We start from the raw sequence: 18,245 nt of genomic DNA on the forward strand, positions 1-18,245 counted from the left end.
ACCGTGACTGATCTCAGCCATATCCGTAACTTTTCAATTATTGCCCATATTGACCATGGTAAATCCACTATTGCTGACCGCTTTATTCAGCATTGTGGTGGCCTCTCAGACCGTGAAATGGAAGCCCAGGTGCTTGATTCCATGGATCTTGAGCGTGAACGGGGCATTACCATCAAGGCCCAGAGCGTAACGCTGAATTATAAGGCTCGCGACGGCAAAACTTATCAGCTCAACTTTATTGATACACCTGGGCACGTGGATTTCTCCTATGAGGTGTCCCGCTCATTGTACGCCTGTGAAGGTGCCTTGTTGGTGGTTGACGCGGCTCAGGGGGTTGAGGCCCAATCCGTCGCGAATTGCTATACGGCCATTGAGCAGGGACTGGAAGTCATTCCTGTTCTGAACAAAATGGATCTTCCCCAAGCCGAACCTGAGCGAGTGGCTCAGGAAATCGAAGACATTATTGGTATCGAAGCCCTGGAAGCTGTGCGTTGCAGTGCAAAATCGGGTCTGGGTATTGAAGATGTGCTGGAAGAACTGGTTAACGGCGTGCCGGCGCCAGAAGGCGATACCGATGCGCCTTTGCAGGCCCTGATCATCGATTCCTGGTTTGATAACTACCTGGGTGTTGTCTCCCTTGTCCGCGTTAAAGAAGGGACTCTGACCCTGAAGGATAAGGTAGTGATGAAGTCGACCGGCAAGTCCCATATTGTGGATGGCGTGGGTATTTTTACCCCCAAACGTCAGCCAACCAAGGAACTCAAGGCCGGCGAAGTTGGGTATGTGGTTGCTGGCATTAAAGACATTCAGGGCGCTCCGGTTGGTGATACGATCACCCATGCCAAGACGGAAGAGGTTGAGGCGCTACCTGGATTTCAGAAGGTCAAACCACAGGTTTACGCTGGTTTGTTCCCTATCAGTTCGGATGACTATGAAGCCTTCCGAGATGCCTTGGCAAAACTCACACTGAACGATGCCTCGCTGTTTTATGAGCCGGAAAGTTCCGATGCGCTGGGTTTTGGTTTCCGGTGTGGCTTCCTTGGCATGCTGCACATGGAAATCATTCAAGAACGCCTGGAGCGAGAGTACAACCTCGATTTGATTACCACTGCACCCACAGTAGTGTTTGAGGTACTGAAAAAAGACGGCGAGACCACCTACGTTGATAACCCTTCAAAGCTGCCCGAATTGGGTGATATCGATGAAATGCGTGAGCCAATCTGTCAGGCCAATATTCTGGTTCCTCAAGAGCATCTCGGTTCGGTCATTACCTTGTGTGTCGAAAAGCGCGGCGTGCAAAAAGACATGCAGTATGCCGGCAAACAAGTATCCGTAACCTACGACATGCCAATGAATGAAGTGGTGATGGATTTCTTCGATCGTTTGAAATCGGTCAGCCGCGGTTTCGCGTCACTGGATTATAGTTTTGACCGTTTTGAACAAGCCAATCTGGTTCGTCTGGATGTGTTGATCAATGGTGAACGGGTTGATGCCTTGGCGTTGATTGTTCACAGAGATAATGCCCAATTTAAAGGCCGTGCGCTGGCCGATAAAATGAAAGAGCTGATTCCGCGTCAGATGTTTGATGTGGCTATTCAAGCGGCGATTGGCGGCAATGTAGTGGCTCGCACAACCGTAAAGGCTCTGCGCAAAAACGTAACTGCCAAATGTTATGGTGGTGATGTTACCCGGAAGAAAAAGCTGTTGGAAAAACAAAAAGCGGGTAAAAAACGTATGAAGCAGGTTGGTCGAGTGGAGATTCCACAAGAAGCCTTCCTGGCGGTTCTTAAAGTCGACAGTTAATCAAAAGACGTTGGTGAATTTTATACATGGATATTAATTTTCCGCTGGTTTTAGTTTTGGCCGTTGCCATCAGTGGTGCAATTTGGTTGTTTGATGCCCTGATGTTGGCGCCGGGGCGCCGTCGTAATCTGGCCGAAGTGAAAGCGAATCAAGAGGGCTCCAATGCCCTGAACGAAGAACAAAAAGCAGAACTGGAAGCCGCTGCTGAGCGCGAGCCGGTGGTAGTTGAATATGCCAAGTCTTTCTTTCCTGTGTTGGCGATTGTATTAGTTCTGCGCTCCTTTATTGCTGAGCCTTTCCAGATTCCGTCGCCTTCTATGGTACCAACGTTAAAAATTGGCGATTTTATTCTGGTGAATAAATACACCTATGGTTTGCGTTTGCCAGTGGTGCGCACCAAGGTATTGGATGTAAATGATCCAAAGCGTGGAGATGTGATGGTGTTTTTCCCGCCACATAAACCGGATACCTATTACATTAAGCGCGTTGTGGGTTTGCCTGGGGATCATATCCGTTACACCAATAATGTGCTTTATGTGAATGGCGAGAAGATGCCGCAAACGGTTCTGGCTTCTCTGCCTCCTGCTCAGCCCCAATATCAGCTGGTAAAAGAGCAGTTAGGTGAAGTTGAGCACGATATGCGTAAAAAAATTAACCCAGGGCATCTGAGCCGTCACGGTGAGTGGGTTGTACCTGCCGATCACTACTTTATGATGGGTGATAACCGCGACAACAGTTCCGACTCCCGCGTATGGGGGCCGGTTCATGAGTCAGCCATTGTGGGCAAAGCCTTTGCGATCTGGATGACTTGGGAATCGCTGCTGAGCTTACCGAGTTTCGAACGTGTTGGTGGAATCCAGTAATTCTTTGAGGGGGTAAACATGTCAGTTAAGAACTTGTCTCGCCAAACCGGAATGTCTCTGACGTCGGTGTTAGTTATTGTTTTTATCTTTGGTTCTTTGTTGTTGTTTTTGAGCCAGACCGTTCCAGCGTTTATTGATGATCGTTTTGTTAAGGCGTCTCTGAAATCCCTGACTTCGGGCTCTATGGGTATCGTAGGGAAGTCACCTCGAATTGTTCGTGACAACTTGAGCAAACAGTTTGGTATGAACAATGTGCGAACTGCTGCATCTGACCCCAAAAACTGGGAGATCGAACGAATCGATGAGCATTATATTGTGACGATCGATTATGAAGTTCGAAACAACCTGATTTCCAATATCGATGTCGTGATGCATTTCCGACATCGCCTGGATACCCGCAGTCCTGAATTATGCTGTGCTGATCGTGTCAAACGCTAAACCTCCTGTTTCAAGCCCGGCGCGAATTCGTTTATTGCAGCGCCTGGGCCATTCATTTTCTGATGAAACCCTGTTGGATCTTGCTCTGACTCATCGCAGTTGTGGCAAGCACAATAATGAGCGCCTGGAATTCCTGGGCGATTCCATTCTGGGCTTTGTGATTGGTCAAAAGCTCTTTGATATTTTACCCGACGCTACTGAAGGACAACTCAGTCGAGTGCGCTCCGCCTTGGTTAAGGGCGAAACCTTGGCATCTATAGCCCGTGAATTTAATCTGGGTGAAAGCTTGAAGCTGGGCGAAGGGGAAATGAAAAGCGGTGGTTTTCGGCGTGATTCTATTCTGGCCGATGCCGTTGAAGCGATTATTGGCGCGATATACGAAGATGCGGGTTTTGAAAGTGCCAAAGCCTGCGTGCTGGATTGGTTCGAGTCCCGCTTGCTACCGGCGGACCTAATGGGAACGGACAAAGACCCCAAAACCGCTTTACAAGAGCTGCTTCAGGCCCGCAAACTGGCCTTGCCGGTGTACGAAGTTGTGTCGATCGCAGGCGAACATCATCAACAGAGTTTTGTTGTACAGTGTCGTCTGTCTTTACTGCAGGAACCTGTTCAAGCCGAGGCCAGCTCCCGTCGAAAAGCTGAGAAAGCCGCTGCCGCTGCTGCATTGGCAATCATTAAAGAACAGCAGATCTGATTGCGAGGTGAACGTGTCTGATCATGATAAACCACAGCGTTGTGGGTACATCGCCATTGTAGGCCGCCCCAATGTTGGCAAATCCACCTTACTGAACCATGTTCTGCAACAGAAAATCAGTATTACCTCTCGTAAGCCTCAAACCACGCGACACAATGTGCTTGGCATCAAAACTGAAGGACCAAGTCAATTTATTTACGTTGATACGCCGGGCTTGCACCTGCAGCACAGTCGTGCAATCAATCGCTACATGAATCGAGCGGCGACAACGGCTCTGCGCGATGTGGATTTGGTGGTGTTTCTGGTGGACCGTCTGGCTTGGACAGACGAAGATGATATGGTGGTCAAGCGCCTCCAGAATCTAAGTTGCCCCATTATTCTGGCGGTGAACAAAGTGGATATTCTGGATGACAAGGAACAATTGCTGCCTCATTTACAGGCGTTGATGGAAAAACTACCCATTGATGAGGTCGTGCCTATTTCTGCCCTGCGTGGTCACAACCTTGAAGCGCTCGAAACGGAAGTCGAGAAACGCTTGCCTGAAGGCATGCACTTTTTCCCGGAAGATCAAATCACGGATCGCAGTTCGCGTTTTATGGCTGCGGAAATTGTGCGTGAAAAAATCACTCGTCAGTTGGGTGATGAATTGCCTTATCAGATGACCGTGGAGGTGGAAGATTTTTCCGCTGAGGGCCATGTCTTACATATTTCAGCTCTGATTCTGGTGGAACGCGATGGTCAGAAGCGAATTCTGATTGGAGACAAGGGAAGCAAGATTAAAAATATCGGTTCCCAGGCGCGTGAAGATATGGAACGCTTATTCGACTGCAAAGTCATGTTGAAACTGTGGGTGAAGGTAAAGTCGGGTTGGTCAGACGATGAGCGTGCATTGCGCAGTCTGGGCTACGACGACGTATAGTTGGCCGATGTTATTGCTCACGACTGTTTAATTATTTTCTCTTCTAGGTGCCACTATGGCGAAACTGGAAATTGTTGAAAACCAAGCGGCTTATGTTTTACACAGTCGACCGTTTCGCGATTCCAGTTTGCTGGTTCATCTGCTCAGCAAGGATCATGGCCGGGTAAATGTCATTGCCAAGGGAGCTCGTAAGCAAAGTGGAAAGCGTCAGGTTCGGCAACCGCTGCAGGCGCTCTTGGCGTTGCAGGTTGACTGGCAAGGGCGAAGCGATTTAAAGACCTTGTTGCGTTGGGAAAGCCGTTCTCATCCTCTCCGCTTGCAAGGAGACCGCCTTTACAGCGCACTCTATATCAATGAATTGTTGTTACGCTTGTTACCTGAAAACGACAGTGCAGCGGAATTGTTTGAGCCTTACGAAGCGTGTTTACAGGCGCTGGAATCTGATTGCGATTTGCAGCCGCTGCTGCGCTGCTTTGAACTGAATTTGCTGGCCGCATTGGGGTATGGACTGGATTTTGCGCATGCAGAAGGCGGTGCCGATATTCATCCAGAGGGCTTTTATCACTGGCAAGCAAGCGGTTTATTTGTTTCCACAAGCAACCATTCAAAAGCTTATTCTGGTGAGCATTTATTGGCGATTGAACAGAGGCACTTTGGTTCTCCGGCCGTATTGCTCAGTGCCAAGCGATTGATGCGTCAGGTATTTGATTGTTTGCTGGATCACAAACCACTGAAAACCCGGGAATTTGTTCGGCAAATGCAACAGAAGTCTGTAGGAGTCCCGCAACATGATTAAAGGTCTTGGCACGGATATTGTGCAAATCGAACGAGTGGCCGCCAGTTTGCAAAGAACCCGTGGGCGACTCTTGCAACGTATTCTGACTCCCCGTGAACAAGAAATTTACCATCAAAAAATTGAAGCCAGCGAACAGCAAGCTTTACATTACTTCGCCAAGCGCTTTGCCGCCAAAGAGGCGGTAGGGAAAGCACTCGGAACGGGAATCGGGCAAGGGGTATCCTGGCATCATATTGAAATCAGTAATAACAGTATTGGTGCACCCGAGGTGTGTTTGACCGAGCAGGCGCAGATTCATATGGAGCGCCTTGGCGCCGACAGTTGTCATCTGAGTTTGAGTGATGAGCAGGAGTATGCCGTTGCGTTTGTGGTCCTGTCTGCCAAGTTAGGCTAAGATTTTCTTCTTTGGTCTATTCTGTTTTGCGGGTATTTATTTTACCGCTGTTAGAACAAATCGCCCCAAGCAAAGACTTTATCGCTCTAAGTGGGTGGTTTTCGCTGTGCGGGTGAGGCATTAGAATAGCCAGCATTCAAAATAAGCAAGTGATGAGAGTGAGCCTGTGTTTCCCACTATTGAAGACTATATCGGCAATACCCCCCTGGTTCGTTTACAGCGTATGAGCGGACAAAGCAGTAATACAATCTTGCTTAAACTCGAAGGTAATAATCCCGCTGGCTCGGTGAAAGATCGCCCGGCTTTATCGATGATTCAACGCGCCGAAGCGCGTGGTGACATTAAACCTGGCGATACGCTGATTGAGGCGACCAGTGGTAACACCGGTATCGCTCTGGCAATGGCGGCTGCCATCAAAGGGTATCGCATGGTCTTGATCATGCCGGCGAACTCCACCCAGGAGCGTAAGGATGCCATGGCAGCCTATGGCGCGACCCTGATTGAAGTCACTCAAGAGCAGGGGATGGAATATGCCCGTGACTTGGCGACCGAAATGGCGAGTCGTGGTGAAGGGATCGTACTTGATCAGTTTGCTAATCATGACAATCCTCTGGCCCACTACCAGGGCACGGGCCCGGAAATCTGGCGCCAAAGTGACGGTAAAGTGACACACTTTGTGAGCTCAATGGGAACAACTGGGACCATCATGGGCACTTCACGTTATCTGAAGGAACAAAACCCCAATATTGAAATTGTCGGTTTGCAGCCAGAAGACGGAGCCAGCATTCCCGGCATTCGTCGCTGGCCTAAAGCGTATTTGCCCAGCATTTTTGATGAAACACGCGTTGATCGAGTGATCAATATGGGACAACAGGAAGCCGAAGACACTATGCGTGCATTGGCCCGTGAAGAAGGGATCTTCTGCGGGGTTTCTTCCGGTGGTGCTGTTGCTGGTGCATTGCGATTGAATCAGGAGCTGGAAAATGCCGTGATAGTCGCGGTCATCTGTGACCGAGGTGATCGCTATCTGTCTTCCGGCCTCTATGGGGATAATAAACCCTGAACATAGGCTTGGCCGTTCATTGGCCTACTCTATCCACGCCAATAGGGCGGTGGTATTGCCATGGTGAGTCAATGTAAAATAAGGACTTCGCCTCAGGCCATTCAATACCTCTGCCTTTTATTATGGTTCGCTCCTCCCACTTTTCCCGTCTGAAAACTGCCCAAGCCCTGCGTCAACAGCAGAAGGGCTCTGAAGGCGATATTCAGAACTTTGATCTTCACATCGAAAGCTTGAACGAACATGGTCAAGGTTGCGCCCAGGGGCCGGCCAAGGAAATGCTTACGGTTCCCTTTGCTCTGCCAGGGGAGCGATGTTCCGCGAAAGGGCGTTTAAATGAACCCCTTCAGCTCCTGAAGCTTCATGAGGTGAGCGATCAGCGACAGCAAGCGCCTTGTCCTGAGTATGGGGAGTGTGGCGGCTGCCAGTTACAGCATATGCGCTACGCTGAACAAGTCCGATTTAAGCGTGAGCGCTTGTGGCAGGGGCTTTCAAAATTGATTAACCCCGAGCCAAAGGCTAAACCCAAGAGCAAGCCCAAGCCCAAATTGGGGCGTAAGCCCTCGCAAAATAAGGCTAATCACCCGGCTTTCAATAGCGATGTTCGGTCCGCTGAAGCGATTTCGATACTGGACAGCTCTGAGCTGGCCTACCGTCGTCGAGCCCGCTTGGGGATCAGCGAACAAGGGCGTCTGGGCTTTCGTAAAGCCGCCAGCAACGACACCATGAGCATTGAACTGTGCCCGATATTAACGCCCCCGTTGCAAGCAATGATGCGAGTACTCAACCAAGCGTTAGCGACTTTTCCCAAGGTGGATTGGCGCTCGCACCTGGGACATGTGGAGCTGCTTGATGTCGAGCCGGCCCCTTTGGCGTTGCTGAGGGTGGTTAAAACCATCCCACAAGGTGCCTTTGAACACCTCAAAACGGTTGTCGCTGAGCATGGCTGGCGTTTGGCAATCCAGAGTCAAAAGGATGCTGATATCGAGGCTGTGCTGGGTGAGCTGGATAGTTTTTACTCAATTGGTCGGCATACACTGGCGTTTGAGCCCGGCCGTTTCATTCAGGTGAATGCTGGCCTTAATGAGGCAATGTTGAAGCAGGCCTTGCAATGGCTTCAGCTCCAGAGTGATGAGCGGGTGCTGGATTTATTTTGCGGGGTAGGTAATTTCACTTTGCCTTTGGCTGAACAGGCCCAGCAGGTGCTGGGAATTGAACTCAGCGAAGACATGGTGTCTACCGCGCAAGACAACGCGCGGCGTCTGGGTGTGGATAATGTCGAATTTATGGCAGCTAATCTGGATGTGGGCGATGCCTTGTTGTCCAACGATGAACGTTTGACGGAGAGTCGCCCCGACGTGGTTTTGTTGGACCCTCCAAGGGCCGGAGCTGGGGGATTTATTCCCACATTGCTCGAACTTTCCCCTGAACGAATACTCTATATCTCTTGTCATCAGGGCAGCTTACTGAGAGATTTACGCCGCTTGGGGCAGGCCTCATACCGCCTCGAAAAATTATCCCTTATGGATATGTTTCCGAATACGGAACATGTAGAATGCATGGCGCTGTTGCGCAAAGGATGACGGATATCGCTGCAGCAAGAATCAAAAGCTGAGCCGAACAAGAATAACAACAGTAATCGTATTCGATAGCAGGAGCGTCCACGAATCGTTAGACCTGATTGAAGTGGTCAGTTTGGAATGGCCTGGTTTAACGCAGTGAATGAATTTTATGGTCAAAGTACGCGAAGATCACCCCATCAGCGCCGACGGTAGTGTTGATATCCCTTCCTGGATCCGGCGTTTACAATCCCGATTTGAAGATCCCGATCACCTGAGTCCCGCCGATCAAGCGTTGATGCTGCAGGTATGCCAATATGTGCAGGAAATTGAGGAAAGTGTAGAACCTTCTGAAAACAGCTGGGCCGATAGCCAGGGCTGTTTCCGCACGGGTCTCGAAATGGCCGAGATTTTGGCGGACCTGCAAGCGGACACAGAAGTTTTGCTGGCGGCCATCCTCTACCGGGCGGTGCGTGAACACAAATTATCACTCGCGAAAGTTGAAAAAAAATACGGCGACAGCATCGCTGGTTTGATTTCCGGCGTGTTACGCATGGCGGCAATCAGTAATCTTCGCAACGACAGCGAAGAAAGTGTGCTGGGTAGCCCTTCAGCAGAACAAGCTGAAAATATTCGTAAAATGCTAGTGGCCATGGTGGACGATGTTCGCGTGGCACTGATTAAGCTCGCGGAACGAACCTGTGCCATTCGAGCGGCCAAACATGCCAATGACGAAAAGAAGCGGCGGGTTGCTCGTGAAGTGTCTGATGTGTATGCCCCATTGGCGCATCGCCTTGGTATTGGCCACATCAAATGGGAGTTGGAGGACCTGGCATTTCGCTACCTCGAACCCGATGATTATATGCACATTGCGAAACTGCTCGATGAACGCCGTGTTGATCGTCAGGATTATATCGAGAATGTCATTCAGCATTTGCAGGACGCGGCCACTGAAGCGCGTATTGAAGCGGAGATTCAAGGGCGCGCCAAACACATCTACAGCATCTGGCGGAAAATGCGCCGCAAGGATATCGGATTCTCTCAGGTCTATGACATTCGCGCGGTACGTGTACTGGTGCCGACAGTTCGAGATTGTTACACCATTCTCGGGATTGTTCACAGTCAGTGGCGTCTGATTCCCAATGAGTTCGATGACTACATCGCGTCTCCGAAGGAGAACGGTTATCGCTCTCTGCACACGGCTGTTATCGGTCCTGATCGAAAGGTACTCGAGATTCAAATCCGTACGCATTCCATGCATGAGGAAGCTGAGTTCGGTGTTTGCGCCCATTGGAAGTACAAGGGCACGGACGACAATCAAAACCAGGACAGCTACGAGCAAAAAATCGCCTGGTTACGCCAAGTCCTGGAGTGGAGCGAAGAGTTGGGCACTAATGCCCTGGAAGACGATCTTCAGCGCGGTGTTGAACAAGATCGCGTTTATGTCTTTACTCCCGATGGACATGTTATCGACTTACCACCGGCTGCTACGGTTTTGGATTTTGCTTACCGTATTCATACCGATGTTGGCCATCGTTGTTGTGGCGCCAAGTTGAATGGTCGAATTGTTCCACTTAACCAGACTGTCAGTACTGGTGATCAGATTGAAATTCTGACCGGCAAACGAGAATCACCGAGTCGGGATTGGTTGTCTCCGGCTCTGGGTTACCTCAATACCGCTCGGGCTCGAGCCAAAGTTCAACAGTGGTTTAAGTTGCAGGCCAGGGATCAGCATCTGGCCAGTGGACGAGCGTTGCTGGATAAAGAATTCAAGCGTCTGGCGGTCGATAATCTGGATTTCGAAGCCCTGGCCCAACGCTTAAATCTTACCAGCCTTGAGGGTCTGTACGTGGCCGTTGGTGCTAGTGACATCAGTGTTGGCCAAGTGCTCAATGCCGCGCAAAAAATGCTGGGTCAGGATCAGCACCATCCAACGCAATTGGTAGGGCGGGCGAGCGAGCAATTTAATAACGACGATGTTTACATTGACGGTGTCGGCAATTTAATGACGACGTTTGCACGTTGTTGTCATCCGGTACCGGGCGATAGTATCGCCGGCTACATTACTCTGGGTCGCGGTGTATCCATCCATCGACAGGACTGCTCGAATTTACTGCAACTGCAAATGGAAGAGCCCACTCGAATTATCGAGGTGTCCTGGTCAGCGGCTCCCCAGGATGTATATGCAGTGTCCATCAATGTTGAAGCCATTGATCGTCATGGCCTGCTGCGTGACATTACCGCCTTGCTGGATGTAGAGCGTATCAATATTACGGCTATGCACACTCAATCGAATAAAAGTTCTCACTCAGTGAGCATGCAATTTGATATTGAAATTCACAGTTACAGTGAATTGAGCCGGGTATTGGAACGTTTGAATCGCCTGCCTAATGTTGAGTCCGCCAGCCGAAAGAAATAAGCCCGGGGCTTATTTCTTATCCCTCCAATACTGAAAAATATAGAACACGAGAAGGTTTATGAGTGAGACGCAAAGCATGGATCAATTATTGGCAATAATGACTCAGCTGCGAAACCCTGAGGGCGGTTGTCCTTGGGATTTGGAACAAAACTTTGCGTCCATTGTGCCCTCGACGTTGGAAGAAGCGTACGAAGTGGCCGATGCCATTGAAAGTAATGATATGCCTCAGTTAAAAGAAGAGCTGGGCGATTTGTTGTTTCAAGTGGTGTTTTACAGCCAGTTGGGCAAAGAAGGCAATCTTTTTGACTTCAATGATGTTGCCGATGCAATCAGTCAGAAATTGCTGCATCGTCACCCCCATGTGTTCGGCGACAAACACCTCCAAGATGAAGACGCGATTCATCAAAACTGGGAAAATTTAAAAGCGCAGGAACGGGCGGCCAAGGGACTGTCTTCGGTATTGGCGGACATTCCCCTTGCATTGCCGGCCTTGAGTCGGGCTCAGAAATTACAACGCCGTGCCGCAAACGTAGGCTTTGACTGGAAAACCCCCCAGGCAGTCCTGGATAAACTCGATGAAGAGCATCAAGAATTCACCGAAGCGATGACCGCGAATAATCGTGAGGCGATGGCTGACGAACTGGGGGATATGATGTTTTGTCTGGTCAACCTTGCCCGCCATCTCAAGCTTGACGCAGAGACGGTATTACGCCAGGCCAATCGAAAGTTTGAGCGTCGGTTTAACGACGTTGAGACGCAAGTGGTTCACAGCGGTGAGGATTGGCCCGCACACAGCCCAGAGCAACTTGAGGCCTACTGGCGACAGGCGAAGGAGAATACCCGCAACAACCTCGACTAATGTCCAGTAATCCCGTCGTGGTGAAAGCTTTTATAGTGTCGCCCCATGAGAGAAAGAGGGCACTGGTTTTATCGGTGGCCTGACGAAGCCAAATGTATGGGGAATTCAGCCGACAAGAATGGGAATGTGTCATTTTGTTTAAATAATGAACAGTTTGGCTTTCCCTCAGCGCTATTTCCCTTGTGATTGATACGGCCTAAGTGTATGGTTACGGCCCTCTCAATCCCGTATGTAAAGCGCTCCATAGAAGTGCCTCGGGAAGCCGAGCCGCCAAACGAGCGGCCCGCTGTGAACAAGTTTCTACAATATTAGGAGAACTCCGTAATGCGAGTCATTTTATTAGGTGCTCCAGGCGCTGGTAAGGGTACGCAGGCCCAATTCATTATGGAACAGTACAATATTCCTCAGATTTCCACTGGGGATATGTTGCGCGCGGCGGTGAAAGCGGGTACCGAGTTGGGTTTGAAGGTTAAAGATATTATGGCCAGTGGCGGCCTGGTGTCAGATCAAATCATTATTGCTCTGGTTAAAGAGCGTATTACCCAGGATGACTGTGCCAATGGCTTCCTGTTTGATGGTTTCCCTCGCACCATTCCGCAGGCTGAAGCTCTGCTGGAATCTGGTGTCGACATCGATCATGTTATTGAAATTGATGTGGATGATGAAGAAATCGTATCTCGTTTGAGTGGTCGTCGTGTTCATGAAGCGTCTGGCCGCGTTTATCATCTGGTTTACAACCCGCCGAAGAACGAAGGCGTTGATGATGAGAGCGGTGAGCCATTAGTGCAGCGCCCGGATGATCAAGAAGATACCGTACGCAAGCGTTTGGCGGTATATCATGATCAAACCAAGCCTCTGGTGAGCTTTTATCAGGAATTATCTGCTTCAGGCAAGGCCGATACCAAGTACGCAAATGTTCCTGGTGTTGGGAATATGGAAGACATTAAAGCGAAAGTATTTGCGGCATTGTCTTAAGTATTTCGCCGGCTTCAAAAGGCCCCGCTCAGCGGGGTTTTTTTATGCCTGCAAGAATGGTCGCAAAGTGAATTGTTACTTTAGTGAGGTTTTCGTTAGTATTCCCATTTGGATAGAGTCCTGATAAGGAAAATAAGCATGCCCGCGCCATCCCTTGATGCCCTGCCGCAAGCCAAAAAAACTGCGGTGTTGTTAGTGAATTTGGGCACACCCGAAACCGCCGAGCCAAAGTCCGTTAAAAAATTCCTGGGTGAATTCCTGAGTGATCGCCGGGTAGTGGAGATCCCCCGTTTGATCTGGTGGCCAATTTTGAACGGCATTATTCTAACCACGAGACCCAAAGCGGTAGCCAAAGCGTATCAATCTATTTGGTGGGAAGAGGGCTCCCCGTTAAGAGTGATTACCGAACGCCAGAAAGACGCTCTACAGAGAACGCTGAATGAGCGTTTTCCCCATCGTCAAATCATTGTTGAGTACGCCATGAGTTATGGTGCGCCAAGTATTGCCGAGCAAGTGAAAACCTTGCAGCAGCAGGGGGTGGATCAGATAGCGGTTTTGCCAATGTACCCCCAGTATTCCGCGACCACCACAGCCGTGGTGTACGACCAGATTGGCAAACTGCAACAACAACAGCGGAATATTGCCGATACCCGAATCAATAAGTACTACTTCGATCGTCCTTCTTATATTAAGGCCCTGGCTGAGTCTGTTCGGGAGCATCGCCGAAAAGAGGGAAGTGCAGAGCGCTTATTGATGTCTTTCCATGGTATCCCCAAACGCTGTGTTGATTTGGGCGATCCGTATTACCAACACTGTGTCGCCACCGCTGAAGCATTGGCGAGTGAATTGGGGCTGGAAGATGCCGAATGGGGTCTGAGCTTTCAATCCAGATTGGGTAAAGCGGAATGGCTAAAACCCTATACCAGTGATATCGCTAAGGAATGGGGGAGCGAAAAGCTGGCCTCGCTTGATGTTATTTGCCCGGCATTCTCGGCGGACTGTTTGGAAACACTGGAAGAAATTTCAGAGGAGATTCGTGAGGAATTTCAGGCCGCCGGTGGCGGTACCTTTTCTTACATCCCTTGTTTGAACGATTCCGATGCTCACATTGAGTGTTTGGCTGAGATTTCCGAGGAGTTATTGGCGCTCTAAATGAAAATAATGCTCATTTTTCAAAACGGGCGTTTGGGAAATGGGCATGACGGCAAATTTGAATATCTAAAACCGGATTTCAGTCGTCCTGCCGCTTTTGGTTTTATTATTTTTGTCCTTTTGATGATCTTTTCGATCACGTTTTTTCTGCAAGTTCCCCTTTGTGTAGTCCGTCCCGTTTTTTCTTTGTGTTTATTCGAACCGGTTCATCTTTTGTTAATGCCTTCATATTGAGTGACTCCTCAGCAGAGTTAAAAGCGTAAAATTTCTCCCGGAACGGATAAAAATTAAAAAAATCAGCAAAAATTTCTCTTTTCGATGCAAAAAAGCGTTGTAAAAACGTGCAAATTGGTTTTTTTTTAAATAATATCGGCTTTAGCCCTTGGGCTGTTGAATTTTTGTGCTATTGTTCTAAGTGCTAGTGGACTGGCATCTATCGAGGAGAAACCTTATGGCCAAAGTTGCAAAGAAGACAGCGAAACGTAAAGCTGCATCGAAAAAAGCAAGCGCAAGCAAAGCAAAGGTGGCAGTATCACCTGCAACTGCACGCGCACAAACTTCATTAGATAAATTAGTCAAGGAGTTAACCGCTCAAGCCAAGAAAGTTGCTGCAGCTCGTAAGAAAGCGGCAGCCGCCAAGAAAAAATCCGGTAAAAGCAAAAAAGCTGCTGATAAGCGCGCTGCGAAGTCTGCCAGTGCGGCGGTAAGTAAAGCGGCTGATAAAGCTAAAACGCTGCGCGGTAAGATCTCAACCGCTAAGCAAAACCTGGCGGCCGCCAAGAAAGCCGAAGCTGCTAAGGCTGCTCAAGCCGCAGCGAAAGCTCGAGTAGAGGATTTAGAAGCCAAATTGGCCGCTAAAGCTGAAGCTGATCTGGCCAAAGCCGTAAAAGCCTTCCAAAGCAAATGGGAAGCTAAGCGTAAGGCTGCGGATAAGAAGAAAGTCAGTACAATGGCGAAAAAGCTGGATGCTAAGCTGAAAGCCGCAGAGAAGAAAGAAAAAGCCAAAGCTGCCGCTGCCGCTAAAAAAGCCGCTGCGAAAGCTAAGGCGGCTGAAAAGAAAGCGGCCGCTAAAGCAAAGGTTGCCGCTAAAAAAGCAGCCGCCAAAGCCAAAGCAGCCGAGAAGAAAGCGGCTGCACGGGCAAAAGCTGCTGAGAAGAAAGCGGCTGCTAAAGCCAAGGCTGCTGCCAAAAAGGCCGCTACTAAAGCTAAAGCCAAGCCTAAAAAAGCAAAAAAAGCCAAGCCTAAGGCCAAACCAAAGGCTAAGCCAAAGGCAAAAGCGGCTACCAAGAAGCGCGGTCGCCCCGCTAAAAAGAAGAAGTAATCACGCTTCTTTAGCTGCATGAGAATAAACCCGTCCCTGCGTTGCAGAGGCGGGTTTTTTTATGCCTCGAGCATTTATGGGATTTGGGTGGGTTAGTAGCGAGACATGCGGTGCTGAGCGACAAATTAATCTGAACAGAGCCCTGGATTTAGAGTAAAATTCGCTTTTTTGAATTTGCAGGTTTGTACCCCCTATGAGCTATATTCTCTCTCTGGATACCGCTTCGGACTATTGTTCGGTGGCCATTGTTGATGCCCAACAGCAAAAGAATCTGGCTGCGCCGGATATCAGAGAGCTGCGTCGCCAAGCGCCCCGACAGCACACTCAGTTACTGTTGCCCATGGTGGATGAATTATTACAGCAGGAAGGTGTCGATAGAAAGGAGTTGAAAGCGATTGCGTTTGGGGTTGGCCCGGGTTCGTTTACCGGCCTAAGAATCAGTTTTTCGGTTGTGCAAGGTTTGGCTTACGGCCTGAACATTCCAGTTTTGCCCATTTCGACTTTGGCGGCGATGGGGTCAGCCGCGGCGCATTCGGTGCTGGCTGACGCGAACTCTGTAGTCGATGGCAAACAGATTATTCTAAGTTGCCTGGATGCCCGCATGCAGCAGGTCTATTGGGGCGCGTACCAATACGATGGTGATGGCGTGTCGGCCCTGCAAGATGACGCTCTGGATGACCCTGACATTGCTGCGGAAAAAATGCAGCAGCTCATCGACGATCAAGGGGCGGTTGCTACATTGTCCTGTTGTGGGCCAGGTTGGCACTATTCAGAATTATCGACTTTACTGGGAAAAGCTACTGCGCAAGATAGGGCGATTGAGCCTTGGGCGATAGACATTTTACGTTTGGGACTGGTGCAATGGCAGGCCGGTAACGCGCAAGATATTCGCCAAGTCCAGCCCGTGTACCTGCGCAATGAAGTGAGTTGGGAAAAACGCCAACGCATTCGTCAGCCTTAATATAGTATCAGGGAAGCTTGATTTGATTGGTGGTTTCAGGAGAGATGATGGATAGTCTACAGGCGATTATTTTAGCCTTGTTGCAGGGACTCACCGAGTTTCTGCCCATCTCGAGTTCAGGGCATCTGATTTTACCGTCGGCCTTGTTTGGCTGGCCTGATCAAGGCTTGGCGTTTGATGTTGCCGTACATGTGGGCTCACTCCTAGCCATCGTATGGTTTTTTCGCAAGGATATTGGGGCGATTGCTTCCGGTTCTATCGAGAGCTTGCAGAATCGGCAGTGGAATTCGGAAAGCCAAACGCTTCTGTTTTTGTTTGTGGCCACTGTGCCGGCCGGCTTAGCTGCTTTGGCTTTTAATGATTTTATTGAGCGCGAATTGCGTTCTCCGCTGGTGATTGCGACAACGACCTTGTGCTTTGGTCTGTTGCTGGCGGTGGCCGACAAGTTAGGTACACGTGAAAAATCTCTGATAAAAATGACCTTGTGGGCCGCGTTTATTATTGGCTGTGCTCAAGCGATTGCATTAATCCCCGGCACGTCGCGTTCAGGGATCACCATGACGGCGGCATTGCTATTGGGCTTTCAGAGAGATGCTGCTGCCCGTTTTTCTTTTCTCATGTCGATACCCATTATTGTACTGAGTGGCGGCTACAAGGGCCTGGAGTTGGTTTCTCAATCGGCCCCACAGTGGGATTTAATTGCTATCGGTGTATTGGTTTCTGCATTGTCGGCGTACGCATGCGTGTACTGGTTTATGGCGGTGATAGAACGCATGGGAATGCTCCCCTTTGTTTTATATCGAATTGTTTTAGCGGCGATTCTGTTTGCTCTGTTTGTTTAGTCGATTAGGCGGCAAACGAGGCGAAATGAGAAGGCTGGTCTATTATGTCAATAAACACGTATTCATTTGATGGTTCGTTTGATTAGCGAATCACACTTACCAGATTGATGGCTGGAGAATAGTATGCATCAAAAAGTCGCATTTATCGGATTGGGTGTTATGGGGTATCCCATGGCGGGTCATCTTCAAAAAGCGGGTTGCCCGGTGACCGTGTACAATCGCAGCACAGAGAAAGCTGAACGTTGGAAAGCCGAATTTGGCGGTGAGATGGCGCTGACGCCTAGAGAGGCTGCCGAAGGTGCTGAGATCGTATTTACCTGTGTAGGTGATGACAATGATATCCGCGAGGTTTGCCTCGGTGATGATGGTGCCTTTGCCGGTATGAAAGTCGATGCGGTACTGGTTGACCATACGACAGCATCGGCTGAAGTGGCCCGTGAACTGAATCAAGAAGCGAAACGCCTCAAGCTGCATTTTCTGGATGCTCCCGTTTCAGGCGGTCAAGCGGGTGCTGAAAATGCTTGCCTTACGGTCATGGCTGGTGGTGATGTAACGGTTTTTAATCATGTGAATCCGGTGATTGATCACTATGCTCGTTCCTGCCGTTTACTAGGGCCAAGTGGTGCGGGGCAACTGTGCAAAATGGTGAATCAGATTTGTATTGCGGGCCTGGTGCAAGGTTTGGCAGAGGGCTTGAACTTTGCAGAGAAAGCAGGTTTAGACGCGCATCAAGTGGTGGATGTGATTTCCAAAGGTGCTGCGCAATCCTGGCAGATGGAAAATCGCTATCGCACGATGCTGGCCGGTGATTACAATCATGGTTTTGCGGTGGACTGGATGCGCAAAGATCTGGCTGTCGTATTGCAGGAAGCCTCCCGAATCAATGCGTCGCTGCCCGTCACTGCGACCGTTGATCAATTTTATAACGATGTTCAGATGATGGGGGGCGGGCGATGGGATACCTCATCTTTGCTGGCTCGCTTGAAACGCGACTGAGGCGCCTTTAAGACATTGTTAACTGCCACCCGAAGGCTGTTCCAGCATACCGCAGCCTTCTTGACAGAGTCTCCTTTTCAAGAACGCTTCTTCCTTGGCGTTCAACATCAGAAAAGCAGACGCCCCTGCCGATACTTTGGATGTTCAGGAGTGTTGAATGTCCTGCTTCAAGGCCGTTGATCAAGCTGAGCTTT

At 49.6% G+C, this 18,245-nt stretch carries 17 protein-coding genes; all 17 read left to right on the plus strand.

Annotated features, from left to right (window positions below; genetic code table 11):
* Positions 1-3: 3 nt before the first annotated feature.
* The gene (lepA, locus tag ABWW03_RS15715; protein WP_353409877.1) at positions 4-1,803 is read left to right on the plus strand and encodes a translation elongation factor 4; all 1,800 of its coding nucleotides are present in this window, start codon (positions 4-6) and stop codon (positions 1,801-1,803) included.
* A gap of 26 nt (positions 1,804-1,829) precedes the next feature.
* Positions 1,830-2,666 (plus strand): signal peptidase I, encoded by an 837-nt coding sequence (lepB, locus tag ABWW03_RS15720; RefSeq protein WP_353409812.1) that lies wholly within the window; start codon positions 1,830-1,832, stop codon positions 2,664-2,666.
* Positions 2,667-2,684: 18 nt separating this feature from the next.
* The gene (locus tag ABWW03_RS15725) at positions 2,685-3,104 is read left to right on the plus strand and encodes a DUF4845 domain-containing protein (protein WP_353409814.1); all 420 of its coding nucleotides are present in this window, start codon (positions 2,685-2,687) and stop codon (positions 3,102-3,104) included.
* A complete protein-coding gene (rnc, locus tag ABWW03_RS15730) occupies positions 3,091-3,798 on the plus strand; it encodes a ribonuclease III (RefSeq protein WP_353409816.1) in 708 nt (235 codons plus the stop codon). Before ABWW03_RS15725 ends, rnc begins: the two co-directional genes overlap by 14 nt.
* Before the next feature lie 13 nt (positions 3,799-3,811).
* Positions 3,812-4,717 carry a GTPase Era gene (era, locus tag ABWW03_RS15735; RefSeq protein ID WP_353409818.1) on the plus strand — a complete coding sequence of 302 codons (906 nt, stop codon included), beginning with the start codon at positions 3,812-3,814 and terminating at the stop codon, positions 4,715-4,717.
* A gap of 55 nt (positions 4,718-4,772) precedes the next feature.
* On the plus strand, positions 4,773-5,513 hold the full coding sequence (recO, locus tag ABWW03_RS15740; protein WP_353409820.1) for a DNA repair protein RecO: 741 nt from the start codon (positions 4,773-4,775) through the stop codon (positions 5,511-5,513).
* Complete coding sequence (acpS, locus tag ABWW03_RS15745) at positions 5,506-5,907, plus strand: holo-ACP synthase (RefSeq protein ID WP_353409822.1); 402 nt, start codon at positions 5,506-5,508, stop codon at positions 5,905-5,907. Before recO ends, acpS begins: the two co-directional genes overlap by 8 nt.
* Positions 5,908-6,073: 166 nt before the next feature.
* The gene (cysM, locus tag ABWW03_RS15750) at positions 6,074-6,970 is read left to right on the plus strand and encodes a cysteine synthase CysM (protein ID WP_353409824.1); all 897 of its coding nucleotides are present in this window, start codon (positions 6,074-6,076) and stop codon (positions 6,968-6,970) included.
* A gap of 122 nt (positions 6,971-7,092) precedes the next feature.
* Positions 7,093-8,550: a 23S rRNA (uracil(1939)-C(5))-methyltransferase RlmD gene (rlmD, locus tag ABWW03_RS15755; protein ID WP_353409826.1), complete on the plus strand. Its 1,458-nt coding sequence runs from the start codon at positions 7,093-7,095 to the stop codon at positions 8,548-8,550.
* Between the two features lie 148 nt (positions 8,551-8,698).
* Positions 8,699-10,945 carry a GTP diphosphokinase gene (gene relA / locus ABWW03_RS15760; RefSeq protein ID WP_353409829.1) on the plus strand — a complete coding sequence of 749 codons (2,247 nt, stop codon included), beginning with the start codon at positions 8,699-8,701 and terminating at the stop codon, positions 10,943-10,945.
* Positions 10,946-11,003: 58 nt separating this feature from the next.
* On the plus strand, positions 11,004-11,804 hold the full coding sequence (gene mazG / locus ABWW03_RS15765; RefSeq protein ID WP_353409831.1) for a nucleoside triphosphate pyrophosphohydrolase: 801 nt from the start codon (positions 11,004-11,006) through the stop codon (positions 11,802-11,804).
* A 324-nt stretch (positions 11,805-12,128) separates the two neighbouring features.
* A complete protein-coding gene (adk, locus tag ABWW03_RS15770) occupies positions 12,129-12,779 on the plus strand; it encodes an adenylate kinase (protein WP_353409833.1) in 651 nt (216 codons plus the stop codon).
* Between the two features lie 138 nt (positions 12,780-12,917).
* Positions 12,918-13,931 carry a ferrochelatase gene (gene hemH, locus ABWW03_RS15775; protein ID WP_353409835.1) on the plus strand — a complete coding sequence of 338 codons (1,014 nt, stop codon included), beginning with the start codon at positions 12,918-12,920 and terminating at the stop codon, positions 13,929-13,931.
* A 451-nt stretch (positions 13,932-14,382) separates the two neighbouring features.
* A complete protein-coding gene (locus tag ABWW03_RS15780) occupies positions 14,383-15,252 on the plus strand; it encodes a hypothetical protein (RefSeq protein WP_353409837.1) in 870 nt (289 codons plus the stop codon).
* Between the two features lie 193 nt (positions 15,253-15,445).
* A complete protein-coding gene (tsaB, locus tag ABWW03_RS15785) occupies positions 15,446-16,213 on the plus strand; it encodes a tRNA (adenosine(37)-N6)-threonylcarbamoyltransferase complex dimerization subunit type 1 TsaB (protein ID WP_353409839.1) in 768 nt (255 codons plus the stop codon).
* A gap of 47 nt (positions 16,214-16,260) precedes the next feature.
* Positions 16,261-17,055: an undecaprenyl-diphosphate phosphatase gene (locus ABWW03_RS15790; RefSeq protein ID WP_353409841.1), complete on the plus strand. Its 795-nt coding sequence runs from the start codon at positions 16,261-16,263 to the stop codon at positions 17,053-17,055.
* Positions 17,056-17,178: 123 nt separating this feature from the next.
* Complete coding sequence (locus ABWW03_RS15795; protein ID WP_353409843.1) at positions 17,179-18,051, plus strand: NAD(P)-dependent oxidoreductase; 873 nt, start codon at positions 17,179-17,181, stop codon at positions 18,049-18,051.
* Positions 18,052-18,245 lie beyond the last annotated feature (194 nt).

Source organism: Pseudoteredinibacter isoporae, from assembly GCF_040372805.1.
In the GTDB taxonomy this organism is placed as follows: domain Bacteria; phylum Pseudomonadota; class Gammaproteobacteria; order Pseudomonadales; family Cellvibrionaceae; genus Pseudoteredinibacter; species Pseudoteredinibacter isoporae_A.